This window comes from Flavobacterium algoritolerans, from assembly GCF_030010385.1.
In the GTDB taxonomy this organism is placed as follows: domain Bacteria; phylum Bacteroidota; class Bacteroidia; order Flavobacteriales; family Flavobacteriaceae; genus Flavobacterium; species Flavobacterium algoritolerans.
This window is the reverse complement of sequence record NZ_JASCRZ010000002.1, coordinates 164,410-180,310: the sequence shown is the minus strand read 5'-3', so window position 1 is coordinate 180,310 and position 15,901 is coordinate 164,410. Positions and strand designations below refer to the sequence as shown.

Genomic DNA, 15,901 nt, shown 5'->3' with positions numbered 1-15,901 from the left:
AGATTGTGATAAAAAAGGTTAATTTTGGAGTTGTCCAATTATACGAAAAATGACCTTCACAAAAACCACCGAACAATCTTCAAAATACGAACATTTAGAAAAAATGTCAGTGCAAGAATTGTTATCTAATATCAATCAGGAAGACAAAACTGTTCCACTTGCCGTAGAAAAAGCGTTGCCCCAAATAGAAAATTTAGTCACTGAAATCGTTGCCAAAATGAAACTCGGCGGGAGATTGTTCTATATTGGTGCAGGAACTTCGGGACGTTTGGGAATTCTTGATGCTTCGGAATGTCCACCAACATTTGGTGTACCTTTCGATTTGGTAATTGGGATAATTGCCGGAGGCGACACCGCAATCCGCAGAGCCGTAGAAAATGCCGAAGACAACGCAACACAAGCCTGGATTGACTTGAAAGCTTTTGATGTAAATGAAAATGATGTCGTGGTAGGAATAGCCGCTTCGGGAACAACACCTTATGTTATTGGAGGATTACAAACTTGCAACGAGAACAATATAACCACAGGAAGTATTTCTTGTAATGCAGGAAGTCCGCTTTCGCAAACAGCAAAATTCCCTATTGATGTAGTTGTAGGACCAGAATTTGTAACTGGGAGCTCTAGAATGAAAGCTGGAACAGCCCAGAAACTGGTACTGAATATGATTACTACCGCAACTATGATTCAACTGGGTAAAGTGAAAGGAAACAAAATGGTTGATATGCAATTGAGCAACAGCAAACTGGTCGATCGCGGTGTGAAAATGATTATGGGAGAAATTCCCGTTTCCTATGAAGAAGGTGCCGAATTATTGAAAAAACACGGTAGTGTAAGGAAAGCCGTTGATAATTTTAAAAAATAAACAACGATGATTCACCATATAGTAATGTGGAAATTAAAAGATTTTGCAGAAGGCAAAAGCAAAGCCGAAAATGCAATTATTCTAAAAGAGAGACTTGAAGATTTAAAAAAGGATATTCCTGAAATAGTTGAAATACGAGTAGGAATTAATATTGAAAGTGAATATTCAAACTTTGATGCCGTACTGCACTCTTATTTTAATTCGTTTGAAACATTAGAGAAATACCAAAATCATCCAACACATAATATTGTTGCTGAATGGATAGGTAAAATTAGAGATTTGAGATATTGTGTGGATTATGAATTTTAATTATTAAATTATGGCAACCAACAAGGAACTACTATCTAAAGGAATTAAATATTTAGCGGGAGCTTTACCATTATTATTCTTGGGGCCGGCAGTGATTTATAATGCTTTTATGAATCAACAGAATGTGTGGCATTATTTAGTTTTAGCAATAGGAATAATTGCTTGTTTAGCAGCTATGCTTTTGATGTATTTGGGATTAAAAATAATTATGAAAAGCTTATTTAACGACTAATGGAAAACCTAATTCACGTTCAAAAAACATTTGAAAAAATCGTTTACGTCGATAAAAAAGTAAACAACCGAGAATTTGAAGATTGCGTTTTTAAAAACTGTGATTTATCGAACAGTGATTTCTCCTACAGCACTTTTATGGATTGCGAGTTCATTGATTGTAATCTTGCTATGACCAAATTATCAGGAACAAGTTTGAAAGGCGTACAATTCAAAAACTGTAAATTATTAGGTATCCAATTTGAGGAATGCGATGATTTCTTGTTTAACGTCAATTTTCAAGAATGTGTTTTGGATTATTCTTCTTTTGCCAATAAAAAAATGCCAAAGACAAAATTTAATTCTTGCTCGTTAAGAGAAGTAAGTTTTGTTGGCACCAATCTTACGAGTTCAGTTTTTGATAACAGTAATTTGGATGGTGCTATTTTTAACAATACACAATTAGCCGGAGCCGATTTTTCAAAAGCATCTAATTTTAAAATTGATCCCGAATTCAATCCTATGAGAAAAGCCAAGTTTTCTACACAAGGAATCATTGGACTTCTGGACAAATACGATATCAAAATACAATAGTTAAAAAGTAAACATACTAAGAAATGAAAAAAATACTATTCCTCCTCCCACTACTATTACTAATGTCATGCTATGATGCGGAGCGCAATTGCAAGGATTTTAAAACTGGAAAATTCAAGTTTGAATATGACGTTGACGGTGTAAAAAAAATTGCCCTTTTTGAACGTAATGACAGTATTGAAATAGAAACTTTTGAAGGAAAGACTGATACTGCTTCGATACGATGGGTAAATGATTGTGAATATGTTTTACTGAAATTGCATCCAAAAAATATGGCTGAGGAAAAGGCTATTGGTATGAAAATTTTGACAACCACAAAAAATTCCTATACCTTTGAATTTGGAATGGTTGGTGTTGATGAAAAACAAAGAGGAACCGTTACTAAGATTTCCGATTAAGCTTACAAACTCAAATTAATAAATAATAACGAACTAAACATGGAAGTATTTTTAAATCCGGATGCTTGGATTGCCCTTTTAACATTGACATTTTTGGAAATTGTATTAGGAATCGACAACATTATTTTCATATCAATTGCCACAGGAAAATTACCTGCTGAACAACGTAAGAGAGCGACAAAAATAGGAATGTTCCTTGCTATGTTTATGAGAATTGCTCTTTTGTTTGGTATCAATTTATTGATTCAAATGAAAGAACCTTGGTTTCATATTGATTTTAGTTGGTTTTCAGCGGGAATTACTGGTCAAAGTCTTATTTTACTGGGCGGAGGATTATTCTTAATTTATAAGAGTACCAATGAAATTCGTGAAAAAGTAGACGAGAAAGGTCATGAAGAAAAAGAAATAGGAAAAGCTGCCACAAAATCATTCCAGAACGTACTGTTACAAATCATCATGATTGATTTAGTTTTTTCTTTTGACAGTATTCTTACCGCGGTAGGTATGACAAATGGAGTTGAAGGTGCTTTATATATTATGATTACTGCTGTGGTTATTTCTGTATTAATCATGATGCAATTTGCTGTTCCTGTTGGGAATTTTGTCAACAAACATCCTTCTATTCAAATACTTGGATTATCCTTTTTGATTCTAATTGGAATGATGTTGCTTACTGAAAGTGCACATTTATCGAATGCTTTAATCTTTGGAAATCATGTTACTCCAGTACCAAAAGGGTACTTATATTTTGCCATATCTTTCTCATTATTAGTCGAAGTACTGAATATGAAAATGAAGAAAATTAAATAATCAAACTATTTTTTGATAAAGAAGCTCCTTTTCGGGAGCTTTTTTTTTATTCTGAAAATATATTCCTCCTTAAATGGGGAAACACTAAAAAGACCCAAATTTGGTCTTTTTTCTTTTTATTTTATTTTTTATAAATTACCTTAGACACAAATAAGCACCATGAAAAATACAATCTCCCATAGAGTTGCTGACTTTTTAAAAAACTTCCCTCCTTTTTCCTTTTTACATCAAAAAGACATCGAAGTTATCTCTGAACAAATCTCCATTATTTATAAAGAAAAGGACAGTGTCATCTTTGCCGAAAACGAAGAAACCCATTCCTCTTTTTATGTTGTACACAAAGGAGCAGTCGCACTTAGAACAAGTTTGGAAAATGATATTCTGGATATGTGTGATGAAGGGGATATTTTTGGGTTGAGACCACTTATAGCCAATGAAAACTATAAAATGGAAGCCAGAACTCATGAAGAAAGCATTCTTTATGCAATTCCAATTGCTATTTTCAAACCTTATGCGTTAGAAAACAGAGCTGTGGGAAATTTTTTAATCGAAAGTTTTGCTTCTAATACGCACAATCCTTATTCCAAAAGCCACAGCGGAAAACTATATGGAGAAACAATGGATCTGGAAGGTCTGGACACGGGTAGAAAACTATTAGACTTACAGCCTGTAAAATATTCTAAAAAACTAATCACCTGTTATTCAAACACTATTGTAAAAGATATTGCGGAGACCATGACCAAAAAAAATGTGGGTGCCATTCTTGTGGTTGAAGATTCGCTCCCCATTGGTATCATTACAGATAAAGATTTAAGGAACAAAATTGTGACTGGAGAATTTCCCATCACAACAACTGCGGCCTCAATAATGACAACTCCAGTTATTACGTATCCTAAGAAAATGACCGTTACGCAAGCTCAAATGGCCATGATGAAAAGCAATATCAGCCATTTATGCCTTACGAAAGATGGTACGCCAAACTCCAAAGCTGTTGGAATCCTATCCAAGCATGATGTTATGGTAGAACTTGGCAATAATCCAGCAGTATTGATTAAAGCGGTAAAAAGAGCTAAAAAAGCCAAACAGATAAAACCAATACGCGCCAATATAATGCAATTGTTACAAGGATATTTAGACCAAAATATTCCGATGACACTGACTTCTAAAATAATTACAGAATTAAATGATGCCTGTATCAAGCAAGTCATTGAAATATCCTTGAAGAAAATGAAAACGCCTCCACCTGTAAAATTTGGATGGTTGGCGTTGGGAAGCCAAGGAAGAAGTGAACAGTTACTGCATACTGACCAAGACAATGCTTTAGTCTATGAGGATGTACCCGAAGAATTAAAAGAAAAGACCAAGAACTATTTTTTAGAATTTGCCAAACATGTCAACAAAGGACTTTTTGAAATTGGCTATGATTACTGTCCAGCAGAAATGATGGCTTCTAACCCAAAGTGGTGCTTAAGTCTTGGCGAATGGGAAAGTCAGGTTCATCATTGGATTACCAATCCAGGGAAAAATGAAGTCTTATTGTCCTTTATATTTTTTGATTACAGTCTGTCATATGGAGACAGCGAACTGGTAAATAAACTTTCAGAATTTATTTTTGAAAACATAAAAGCAAATCCTGTTTTTTATATTCACTTGGTAAGTGGCGCGCTACAAAGTCCTTCTCCAACAGGGTTCTTCAGACAATTTTTAGTTGAACAAGATGGAGCTCACAAAGATTTTTTCGATATAAAAAGACGCGCTTTAATGCCATTAACAGATGCTGCAAGGGTTTTAATTCTATCTCATTCCGTAAAATCAATCAGCAATACTCCCGAACGTTTTGAAAAATTGGCAGAATTAGAACCCAACAATAAAGAATTGTATTTAGCCTGTTCGTATTCCTATAAAGCATTATTAAAATTCAGAACAAAACAAGGGCTTTTGCATAATGATTCCGGGCAGTTTATTGCTCTCGAAGCGTTATCTAAATTAGAAAAAATTAAGCTAAAGCGAACATTCAAAACCATTAAGGAACTCCAAGAAGTCATTACCATCCGATTTAATCCTTCAAATATATTATGATGATAAATTTTATAGAAAAAAGTAAAACTATTTTATTTGATTTATTGGGGAAATCCGAAAAATCATCTGATGAGGAACTATTAAACGATATTGATGCGGTACGTTTTGTTGTGTTGGACACAGAAACCACCGGATTTGATTATACAACTGACAGGATACTTTGCATTGGAGCTATTGTTCTTCAAAACAATACGATTCCTATTAATGGAAGTTTTGAAGTTTATATTCAACAAGAACATTACGATCAGGCAACTGCAAAAATTCATGGAATTCTGAAAGAATTTGTAATAGACCGCCCCACAGAATTAGAAGCCTTACAACAGTTTTTAGATTTTTTAGGAGATTCTATTATCATTGCACATCATACCATATTTGACATTACTATGATTAATAAGGCACTCGAAAGAAACGGATTGCCGGAATTAAAAAACAAGACTTTAGACACGGCTGTTTTGTATAAAAAAACATTATTGGTATCTAATTTATTGGACCGTAAAGAAAATTATAGTTTAGACGAGCTTGCCGATAAATTTGATATTTCAAAAAAAGACAGGCATACCGCAATGGGAGATGCCTATATTACTGCAATTGCCTTTTTGAAAATTCTAAATAAATTGAGAGAGAGAAAAGAAATTACCCTAAGACAATTGTTTTAATAAGCGTATAAAAATTGGCGAAAATGCATAAAAAAAAGCCCCTTTTCAGGAGCTTTTTATTTATTCTAAAGACAAAGTAATCTGTCCGTCATCTTCCAATTGAATATCAGAATCATCAGCATCTGTTTCTCCTTTTACTTCTAAATCCTCAGGAATAACCTCAACAGGAATTTCATACGGTAAAGGTTCCAGCAAGTTTACTTGTTTCAACTTATCGGTTGTCAATTGATTCCCTAAAGCCTTAAATCCTTTTACCGAAATAAACGATTCTATATCTACCGTCATTGCCTCTTTTTGAACTCCTTTTACTTTTGTAAAAATTAATTCAGCCACAGGGCGATAATCCGTTGATACAATCTCTAATTGTGAATTAGAATGTTCCGTGATAAAACTTTCCTCTTTATTTTCTGTTTCCACTAAGAAACGTTTGATGTAATAACGTTCTTTTTCTCCATCATAATAAATCGCCGAAATTGGTTTCTTTGGAATCCATTTCTCCAAAACCACCATATCTTCATCAAAATGAGTCGATAATTCTGGTGTAATTACTTTTATTTTTCCAGATTGTGATATGACCAAAATTTTATCATTAGGTCTGAACTCCCCTAACAACTCCCCTCTTGCATCTACGTTTAATCGTTGAACGGTATCATCAAACCAAACTTTTCTTGGCAATAAAGTCGAAATTCCTTTTTCCTTCAATTCTATTTTTTTGATTGGATATTTAGTAACCAAATTCCCTTTGGAAGCACGACCTTTTATCGCTAAACTGGCAAAATCAATATCGAATTTCAGTTTTTTTACACTTCCTACCTGACGCAATAATATTGTAATTACTTCAGCTTCTCCATTTGGATTGCAAGAAAAATACAACACTTGGGAACCCGCAGTTTCATTGGTCAAATCGTATGCTTTGTCTCGGGTAACTCCTGAAACATTGAATCGTTTGATATAAGAAGGCCCAGATTTTCCATCTCGGTAAATCATGTTATAAATGGTACGCTTATCACTTTTGTCAAAAATAGCAATGTGAATAATATCTTTACCCACGAATGTTTTCGCATCTACTTTGGTAATCATCATTTTTCCATCACGCAAAAACACGATAACATCATCAATATCAGAACAATCCGTAACGTACTCGTCTTTTTTCAGGCTCGTACCTACAAATCCTTCCTCTTTATTAACATATAATTTAGTGTTTCTTAAAACTACTTTGGTCGCTTCGATATCATCAAAAATACGTAGTTCGGTTTGGCGTTCCCGCCCTTTTCCATACTTCTCTTTTAATTTGGTAAAATAAGCAATAGCAAAATCAATCAGATGTTCTAAATTGTGTTTTACTTGTTCGATATCACCTTCCAATGCTTCGATTTTGTCTTGCGCTTTATTGCTGTCAAATTTTGAAATACGCATGATTCGAATATCCAATAAACGCAGAATATCGTCTTCGGTAACAGCGCGTTTTAAATGTTTTGTATGTGGTTTCAAACCATCATCAACGGCCTTAATTACCGTTTCTCTGGTCGTCATTTCTTCAATGTCACGATAGATTTTATTTTCGATAAAAATACGTTCCAAAGAAAGAAAATGCCATTGTTCTTCCAGTTCACTCAATTGAATTTCCAATTCACTTTTCAGTAATTGTACCGTTCTATTGGTTGAAATTTTCAACATATCCGAAACCCCGATAAACAACGGTTTATTATCTTCAATCACACAACCCAATGGCGCTACCGAAGTTTCACAAGCTGTGAAAGCAAACAATGCATCAATGGTTTTATCTGGAGAAACACCTGGAAAAAGATGAATTAATATTTCGACCTCAGCAGCGGTATTGTCTTCAATTTTCTTGATTTTGATTTTCCCTTTATCATTTGCTTTCAAAATACTGTCAATCAAAGTCGTTGTATTTGTAGAAAACGGAATTTGGGTAATCACCAAAGTATTTTTGTCCAGCTGACCAATTTTGGCACGAACACGAATACGTCCGCCACGCAATCCATCATTATAATTAGACACATCGGCAATACCTTGCGTCATAAAATCCGGATACAGTGTAAAAGGTTTCCCCTTTAATATTTTTATCGAAGAATCGATTAATTCATTGAAATTATGAGGCAACACTTTCGTCGAAAGACCAACAGCAATACCTTCAGCTCCTTGTGCCAAAAGCAATGGAAACTTCACCGGAAGATTGTTCGGTTCGGCTCTTCGTCCATCGTAAGAAACGCCCCAATCGGTAATTTTTGGACTGTAAATAACCTCCAAAGCAAATTTAGACAAACGCGCTTCAATGTAACGAGAAGCTGCAGCGCCATCACCCGTTAGGATATTCCCCCAGTTTCCCTGACAGTCAATCAATAATTCTTTTTGTCCAATTTGCACCATCGCATCACCAATACTCTGATCTCCGTGTGGATGATACTGCATGGTGTGTCCTACAACATTGGCAACTTTATTATAACGACCGTCATCTAATTCTTTTAGAGAGTGCATGATACGACGTTGCACCGGTTTAAAACCATCTTCAATAGCCGGAACGGCACGCTCCAGAATCACATACGAAGCATAATCCAGAAACCAGTCCTTATACATCCCCGTAACTTTGGTAATGGTATCGTTTCCGTCTTCTTGATTATCGTAAAAATGCTGGCCTTCAAAAGATTTATCTTCAGATTGATTTTCATCAATTGAATTATCTTCTTCCTGACCTTCCGGAATTGTATTTTCGTCTTCTTCGTCTTTCATTAAATATATTCTATTGAATAGTAATCAATTCTAATTTTGTTCTAAAAACTCTAAAAAGAATATTTTTCTTTACAAACATGCTCTTCCTTTGTAACCTCAATTCCATTTTTATCCTTCTCTTTCTTTATAACTATATCACATTCTTTATGATCATTACTCCTTATAATAAAAAAGGTAGTTGAAAAACTAATCACAAATAGTAAAGCGATAAAAATTAGTGTTCTTTTTGTAGGCATTTTATAACTATTTAAACTTTCTCGATTACATCTAATTCCACCTTCAAATTCTTGATGATAAACTCCTGTCTGTCTGGCGTATTTTTACCCATATAGAAAGACAATAATTGTTCAATCGAAGTGTTTTTGTCCATCATGATTGGATCTAAACGAATCGTTTCTCCAATAAAATTCTTGAACTCATCGGGAGAAATTTCTCCTAATCCCTTGAATCGGGTGATTTCTGGTTTTGGTTTTAGTTTTTCAATAGCATCTTTTCGTTCTTCATCCGAATAGCAATAAATAGTTTCTTTCTTGTTTCGAACCCTGAAAAGTGGCGTTTGCAAAATATACAAATGTCCTTCTTTTATCAATTCAGGAAAAAACTGAAGAAAAAACGTAATCAACAATAATCGAATGTGCATCCCATCGACATCGGCATCGGTTGCAATCACGATATTATTGTAACGCAATTTTTCCAATCCGTCTTCAATATCCAAAGCCGCTTGCAATAAATTGAATTCTTCATTTTCATACACAATTTTCTTGCTCATCCCATACGAATTCAAAGGCTTACCACGTAAACTAAAAACCGCTTGTGTATTTACATCACGTGATTTGGTAATAGAACCAGAAGCCGAATCTCCCTCAGTGATAAAAAGCGTACTTTCTAAATTTCTTGGGTTTTTGGTATCGGGTAAATGCGCACGACAATCTCTTAATTTCTTGTTGTGTAAATTCGCTTTTTTAGCTCGATCTGTTGCTAATTTTCGAATACCAGAAAGCTCTTTACGTTCTCTTTCGGCTTGAAGAATTTTTCGCAAAAGCGCCTCTGCTGTTGAAGGATTCTTGTGCAAGTAATTATCTAATTTCGTTTTCACAAAATCATTTACAAAAGTACGTACCGAAGGCATTCCCGGTTCTGAACCCATATCTGTCGAACCTAATTTGGTTTTGGTTTGCGACTCAAAAACAGGCTCCATTACTTTGATACTAATGGCGGTAACAATGGATTTTCGGACATCAGATGCTTCGAAACTTTTATTATAAAACTCCCGAATGGTTTTTACAATCGCTTCTCGGTATGCTGCTAAATGCGTTCCACCTTGAGTGGTATTTTGTCCGTTTACAAAAGAGTGATACTCCTCAGAATATTGGGTTTTGCTGTGTGTTAAGGCAATCTCAATATCGCCTTCTTTCAAATGTATAATTGGATATTCTAAATCCTCAACATTAATTGTAGCTTCTAATAAATCTTTAAGTCCGTTTTCAGAATAGTATTTTTCGCCATTAAAAATGATGGTTAAACCATTATTTAGATAACAATAATTCTGAATCATTTTCACTACATATTCCATACGGAATTTGTAATTCTTGAAAATGGTTTCGTCAGGAGTAAAAATAACTTTGGTACCTTTTCGTTTGGTAGTGTCTATAATTTCTTCTTCGAGAACCAAATTTCCTGCGGAGAATTCGGCTGCCTTTTGTTTTTCATCACGAACAGACTCTACTCTGAAATAATTAGAAAGCGCATTGACTGCTTTAGTTCCGACACCATTAAGACCAACTGATTTCTGAAAAGCTTTTGAATCATACTTCCCTCCAGTATTCATTTTTGACACTACGTCAACCACTTTTCCTAGCGGAATACCACGGCCATAATCCCTAACAGTAACCGTTTTGTCCTTAATTGTCACCTCAATAGTTTTTCCGGCGCCCATTGCAAACTCGTCGATACAGTTATCGAGGACTTCTTTGACTAAAATATAAATACCATCATCTGCAGAAGAACCATCCCCTAGTTTTCCGATGTACATTCCGGGACGCATGCGAATGTGTTCTTTCCAGTCGAGCGACCGAATATTATCTTCGGTATATTGATTTTGTTCGGACATTGTAAAATTTGTGGATTTTGTGCTAATGTAGTGTAATTCGATAAAATTTAAAATAGGTAGTCATCAAAGTTATTAAGAATGATATTGACAACCGATTTAGGATTTAGGATTTTAGATTGCAGATTTCAAATTGATGTTGATTTTTGATATTCAAATTTAAAAATTCTTGATAATCTCTTTCAATTGATTGTCTAATTCAGGATTAGAAATTTTACCGTTTACAATATCAAAATTAGCATCAAAACTAGGAAGTGAAAAAGCCGCCTTAACGTTTCCGCCATAAAATGGAAAAGCTTTTTTAGCGATTTCCAAAACACTTGCGCCACCTCTGGCTCCTGGAGAAGTTGCCATCAACAGCATAGGTTTTTCCTGAAAAACTTTCCCTGTTATTCTAGAACACCAATCAAATACATTTTTGAAAGCCGCTGAATAATTTCCATTATTTTCAGCAAGAGAAACCACTAGAATATCTGCGGTGGCAATTTTAGCCAAAAATGCTTTTGCTAACTCGTGCTGACCAATTTCTTTTTCTATATCAACAGTAAATATGGGCATTTGGAAATCGTTTAAATCCAATACCTTCACCTCGGCATTTTCAAAAAGATTTGCTGCGTAAGTCGCTAATTTTTTATTGATAGAGTTTTTGCTGGGGCTTGCGCCAAAAGCGATTATTTTCATGATACTTTATTTTTACTAAAAGTAGTAAAAATTGACTCTGTTGCAAAATAATTAGCCACAGATTCTCCCATTTTGAAAACGAATATGAAACTATGAAATCTGGTATCACCCAAATCTATTTTACCCTAGATTACAACGTAAAGTATTTTTCAGATCAATCTTAAAGTGTAAAGCTGGATTAGGTGCATAAAAAAAGTCAAAAGCTATTACTAACTTTCGACTTTATGATTTTTGATTTTATACCTTTTTTAGACGTTGAATCTAAAATGCATCACATCTCCATCTTTAACAATGTATTCTTTTCCTTCTACTTTAAATTTTCCGGCTTCTTTACATTTTGCTTCTGAACCATATTGAACGAAATCTTCGTAAGCAATAACTTCGGCACGGATAAATCCTTTTTCGAAATCAGTGTGAATCACTCCTGCAGCTTGCGGTGCAGTTGCTCCAATATTAATAGTCCAAGCACGAACTTCTTTGACACCTGCAGTAAAATAAGTTTGTTGTTTCAATAATTTGTAAGCGGCACGAATCAATACTGATGCTCCTGGCTCACTTAAACCCATATCTTCTAAGAAAACCTGACGTTCTTCGTAGCTTTCCAATTCGGTGATATCCGCTTCAGCACCTACAGAAAGTACGATAACCTCAGCATCTTCATCTTTTACCAATTCACGAACTTGGTCTACATATTTATTTCCGTTAACTGCCGAATTTTCATCAACATTACAAACGTACAATACTGGTTTTGCAGTAATCAATTGAAAACCTTCCATCAAAACTTCTTCGTCATTGTTTTGTGGCGTAATAGTTCTCGCTGATTTTGCTTGAAGTAAAGTCTCTCTAATTCTGTTCAACAATGCTTCTTCGACAATTGCTTCTTTATTTCCAGTTTTAGCGGCACGTTTTACTTTTTCCAAGCGTTTTTCAACATTTTCTAAATCTTTCAACTGCAACTCAATATCGATTGTTTCTTTATCACGAATTGGATTTACATTTCCGTCAACGTGAACAATATTGTCGTTATCAAAACAACGCAAAACGTGAATAATAGCATTACACTCTCTAATGTTTCCCAGAAACTGATTTCCTAAACCTTCTCCTTTACTGGCTCCTTTTACCAATCCAGCAATATCCACGATATCAACAGTTGCCATTTGCACACGCTCTGGTTTTACTAATTCTTCCAGTTTTTCTATTCTGGAATCCGGAACATTCACAACACCTATATTAGGTTCGATAGTACAAAAAGGAAAATTTGCACTTTGTGCTTTTGCATTAGATAAACAATTGAATAACGTTGATTTTCCAACATTTGGTAATCCTACAATCCCTGCTTTCATATGTAGATAATATTTATTTTTTTAATGGAATATTGTATCGCAATCCTATTTGTTTAAAAAAACAGAACGATTGAGATATTATGATCATTTTTTTTACCAATAACCGTTGCCAGTTAAAAGTTTAGCGTTTACTTTAAAAGTTTGCAAATATAAGATTTTATAAATGTTTAAGTAAGTAAAAATTGCAGTTTAAACAGGTCTGATATGTTTTTTATAAAAAATTAAACGATATGCTAATCTTTTGTTAAAAAAAAATTATATTGCAGCCGATTTTAAACCAAACAAAAACCAAACACAACTTATTATGAAAAAATTTGCATTATTATTATTTCTATTAAACGTCTCGTTTCTTTTTGCACAAAAAGAAGTCTCGGGGGTTGTAAAAGACAACACCGGCAATGCTTTGCCGGGTGTAAATATTATTGAAAAGGGAACTCAAAACGGAGTTTCTACTGACATGGACGGTATGTACAAGATTAAAGTAAAAGAGGGTGCTACTTTAGTTTTTAGTTATGTAGGGTTTTCTAAATTAGAGAAAGCTACTACGGATGCAGTAATAAATGTTGTTTTATCAGAAGAAGGCGGACAAAACCTAGACGAAGTAGTTGTAACAGGGTCAAGAACGGCTCCAAGAAGTAACACTACCACTCCACTTCCTATTGATGTAATATCATCAAAAGATTTGGCTTCAACTGGTCAAGCATCATTTGACAAAGCATTACAGTACAAAATTCCGTCTTTTAACACGGTTCAAACTCCTGTAAATGATGCTACTTCATTGCTAGACCCATATGAAATAAGAAACATGGGACCTAGTAGGACTTTAATCTTAATCAACGGAAAGCGTAAAAACTTAAGTTCATTGTTATATGTACAAACATCTCCAGGACGTGGAGAAACAGGAGCAGACATTTCTGCAATTCCTACAGATGCTATCGAAAGAGTAGAAATACTTCGTGATGGTGCATCTGCTCAATACGGTTCTGATGCGATTGCTGGAGTTATGAATATCATTTTAAAGAAAAGTACTAACGGTGGATCTGTAACTGCTAGAAGTGGTGTAACTTCTGAAGGTGACGGTGAAATGATTGGAGTAAGTTTAAATAATGGATCTACAGTAGGTGATAAAGGATATATCAACTATACTGTTGATTTTTCAAAAGTTAATCTTGCAAACAGACCAGGAACTGTAGACGCTGCTGGCGAAGCAGGAGATTTTGGAGCTGCACTTTCTGATGTTCAAGCTTTCCTTGCTAAAAAACCAGATGCTGGAAATATCAATGGATCTCCAGAAACTGCAGCTGCTAAATTTTTAGTTAACGGTGGATTCCAATTATCAGATGAAACATCATTGTATTATAACGCAGCATACGTTTACAAAAAAGTAAACTCATTTGCTAATTACAGAACACCATATTGGAGAACATTAAATCCTGCTAACCCATACCTTGCTGATTTCTTTGGAGATGGTACAGCAGCGTCTTACGTAGGTTATGTTCCTACTTTTGTTGGAGATTTAAATGATTACAATGCTACTTTAGGATTTAAAGCAGTTAAAAACGGTTGGAATACTGACGCTAGCGTAACAGTAGGTGGTAACTCACAAACGTATTCAGTAACAAACTCTCAAAACAGATCAGACATTCAAGATGCAAATGGCAACAACGTTTATCAAGAAAATAGCCCTATTACTTTTCAACCTGGAGGAACTGCTTTTAATCACATTGTAGGAAATTTAGACATCTCTAAAATAGTATCAGACAAAGTGAGTATTGGTTTCGGTACTGAGTTCAGAACAGAAAATTTTGAAGTAATCGAAGGAGATAAAGCTTCTTGGGATGGTATTGGTGCAGACTCGTTTGCAGGAAACAGACCTGAAAACTCAGGAAAATGGAATCGTTATAATTTAGGAGCTTATTTTGACATTGCTTACGATGTAACTGAAGATTTCTTAATCAACGGAACTCTTCGTCATGAAGAGTACAGTGATTTTGGTGGAGCTACCGTTTGGAAATTAAGCTCAAGATATAAATTTGCAGATGATAAAATTACGCTAAGAGGATCTGTTTCTACTGGATTCAGAGCACCTACATTGCACCAAATTTACACTCAAAAAGCACAATATTCTTTTGTAGCAGGTCAAGGAATTCAAGTAAGTGGAATTATCAATAACGTATCTCCACAAGCTCGTATTTTAGGTGTTCCACAACTAGATGCTGAAAAATCAACTAACGTAACTGTTGGTATTGGAGCTAAACCTTCTAAAAACTTCAACTTTACTGTAGATTATTACAATATCAAAGTAGAAGATAGAATTGTATTAGGAGACAGACAAGATACTCAATTTGGTAATGTTGCTTACTTTTCAAACTCATTTGATTCTCGTACATCAGGTTTAGATGTAGTAGCTAATTACAACAACATCTTATTAGGAGAAGGAAAATTAGGATTTAATTTATCTGGTAATGTTACCTTACAAAATGAAAGAATCTCTGATGTAACAAACAATTCATTCGGAGATATATTAAACTCATTGATGTTTACATCAAGACCTGATACCAAATGGATTTTAGGAGCTAATTATGAAGTTGGTAAATTTGGTTTCTCTTTGAACAATACTTACTTTGGTAAAACCACTTTTAATCAAGATGGCTTAGCTACAAATAACCCGAATGCTCCAGTTGGATCGGTAGATTATTTAAAAGCTAATTTAAAAACTGAATTTATTCCAAAAGTTGTTACAGATTTAGGAGTTACTTTCTCTGCTACTGAAAAATTAACTTTGGCATTGAATGTAAACAACTTGTTGAATGTACTTCCTGAATGGAAATTTGTTGCAGAAAATGCTAAAGGTGTAGAACTTTTAAACGACCCTGCTCAAGTAAAAAATCAATCTAACTTGATCACTTTCAACCAACGTTATTCTCAAATGACGTATGATGGATATCACTTTAGCCAATTAGGAACTATGTTTAATTTATCATTAAACTATAAATTCTAATTCATTTATTGAATAAATCAAAAGGGCTGTCGAAAGATAGCCCTTTTTTTATTTCACTTATTCTCTGTAAAATTATTGATTATAAAGCATCTGCAATTGG

Annotated in this window: 14 protein-coding genes; 9 read left to right on the top strand and 5 right to left on the bottom strand. The window is 34.4% G+C overall.

What is annotated here, in order from left to right:
- Positions 1–49: 49 nt before the first annotated feature.
- The 8 genes from murQ to QLS65_RS06355 all read left to right on the top strand — a co-directional run bounded on the left by murQ (position 50) and on the right by QLS65_RS06355 (position 5,918).
- A complete protein-coding gene (gene murQ / locus QLS65_RS06390; protein WP_099714794.1) occupies positions 50–862 on the top strand; it encodes an N-acetylmuramic acid 6-phosphate etherase in 813 nt (270 codons plus the stop codon).
- A gap of 6 nt (positions 863–868) precedes the next feature.
- Positions 869–1,171 (top strand): Dabb family protein, encoded by a 303-nt coding sequence (locus QLS65_RS06385; protein ID WP_099714793.1) that lies wholly within the window; start codon positions 869–871, stop codon positions 1,169–1,171.
- A 10-nt stretch (positions 1,172–1,181) separates the two neighbouring features.
- Positions 1,182–1,403, top strand: a complete 222-nt coding sequence (locus QLS65_RS06380; protein WP_099714792.1) for a DUF6095 family protein — start codon at positions 1,182–1,184, stop codon at positions 1,401–1,403.
- Positions 1,403–1,975, top strand: coding sequence for a pentapeptide repeat-containing protein (locus tag QLS65_RS06375; protein ID WP_282716030.1), 573 nt, complete (start codon positions 1,403–1,405; stop codon positions 1,973–1,975). The genes QLS65_RS06380 and QLS65_RS06375 overlap by 1 nt, the downstream gene beginning before the upstream one ends.
- Before the next feature lie 23 nt (positions 1,976–1,998).
- Entirely contained in the window at positions 1,999–2,373 is a 375-nt protein-coding gene (locus QLS65_RS06370) for a DNA topoisomerase IV (protein WP_282712421.1), read from the top strand.
- Positions 2,374–2,412: 39 nt separating this feature from the next.
- A complete protein-coding gene (locus QLS65_RS06365; RefSeq protein ID WP_282712420.1) occupies positions 2,413–3,183 on the top strand; it encodes a TerC family protein in 771 nt (256 codons plus the stop codon).
- A 159-nt stretch (positions 3,184–3,342) separates the two neighbouring features.
- Positions 3,343–5,262 (top strand): DUF294 nucleotidyltransferase-like domain-containing protein, encoded by a 1,920-nt coding sequence (locus QLS65_RS06360; protein WP_282712418.1) that lies wholly within the window; start codon positions 3,343–3,345, stop codon positions 5,260–5,262.
- Positions 5,262–5,918, top strand: coding sequence for a 3'-5' exonuclease (locus QLS65_RS06355; protein WP_282716028.1), 657 nt, complete (start codon positions 5,262–5,264; stop codon positions 5,916–5,918). Before QLS65_RS06360 ends, QLS65_RS06355 begins: the two co-directional genes overlap by 1 nt.
- A gap of 60 nt (positions 5,919–5,978) precedes the next feature.
- On the opposite strand, the gene QLS65_RS06350 is transcribed toward QLS65_RS06355, so the two are convergent.
- The 5 genes from QLS65_RS06350 to ychF form a co-directional block, all read right to left on the bottom strand.
- Complete coding sequence (locus QLS65_RS06350) at positions 5,979–8,669, bottom strand: DNA gyrase/topoisomerase IV subunit A (protein ID WP_282716026.1); 2,691 nt, start codon at positions 8,667–8,669, stop codon at positions 5,979–5,981.
- A 50-nt stretch (positions 8,670–8,719) separates the two neighbouring features.
- Positions 8,720–8,905 (bottom strand): hypothetical protein, encoded by a 186-nt coding sequence (locus tag QLS65_RS06345; protein ID WP_121342524.1) that lies wholly within the window; start codon positions 8,903–8,905, stop codon positions 8,720–8,722.
- 11 nt (positions 8,906–8,916) lie between these two features.
- Positions 8,917–10,779 carry a DNA topoisomerase IV subunit B gene (locus QLS65_RS06340; protein WP_121342525.1) on the bottom strand — a complete coding sequence of 621 codons (1,863 nt, stop codon included), beginning with the start codon at positions 10,777–10,779 and terminating at the stop codon, positions 8,917–8,919.
- Positions 10,780–10,935: 156 nt separating this feature from the next.
- Positions 10,936–11,457 (bottom strand): NADPH-dependent FMN reductase, encoded by a 522-nt coding sequence (locus QLS65_RS06335; protein WP_282716023.1) that lies wholly within the window; start codon positions 11,455–11,457, stop codon positions 10,936–10,938.
- A 248-nt stretch (positions 11,458–11,705) separates the two neighbouring features.
- A complete protein-coding gene (ychF, locus tag QLS65_RS06330; RefSeq protein WP_099714782.1) occupies positions 11,706–12,800 on the bottom strand; it encodes a redox-regulated ATPase YchF in 1,095 nt (364 codons plus the stop codon).
- 304 nt (positions 12,801–13,104) lie between these two features.
- Between ychF and QLS65_RS06325 the strand changes: the two genes are divergently transcribed.
- Positions 13,105–15,801: a TonB-dependent receptor gene (locus tag QLS65_RS06325; RefSeq protein ID WP_282716021.1), complete on the top strand. Its 2,697-nt coding sequence runs from the start codon at positions 13,105–13,107 to the stop codon at positions 15,799–15,801.
- The last annotated feature ends 100 nt before the right edge of the window (positions 15,802–15,901 follow it).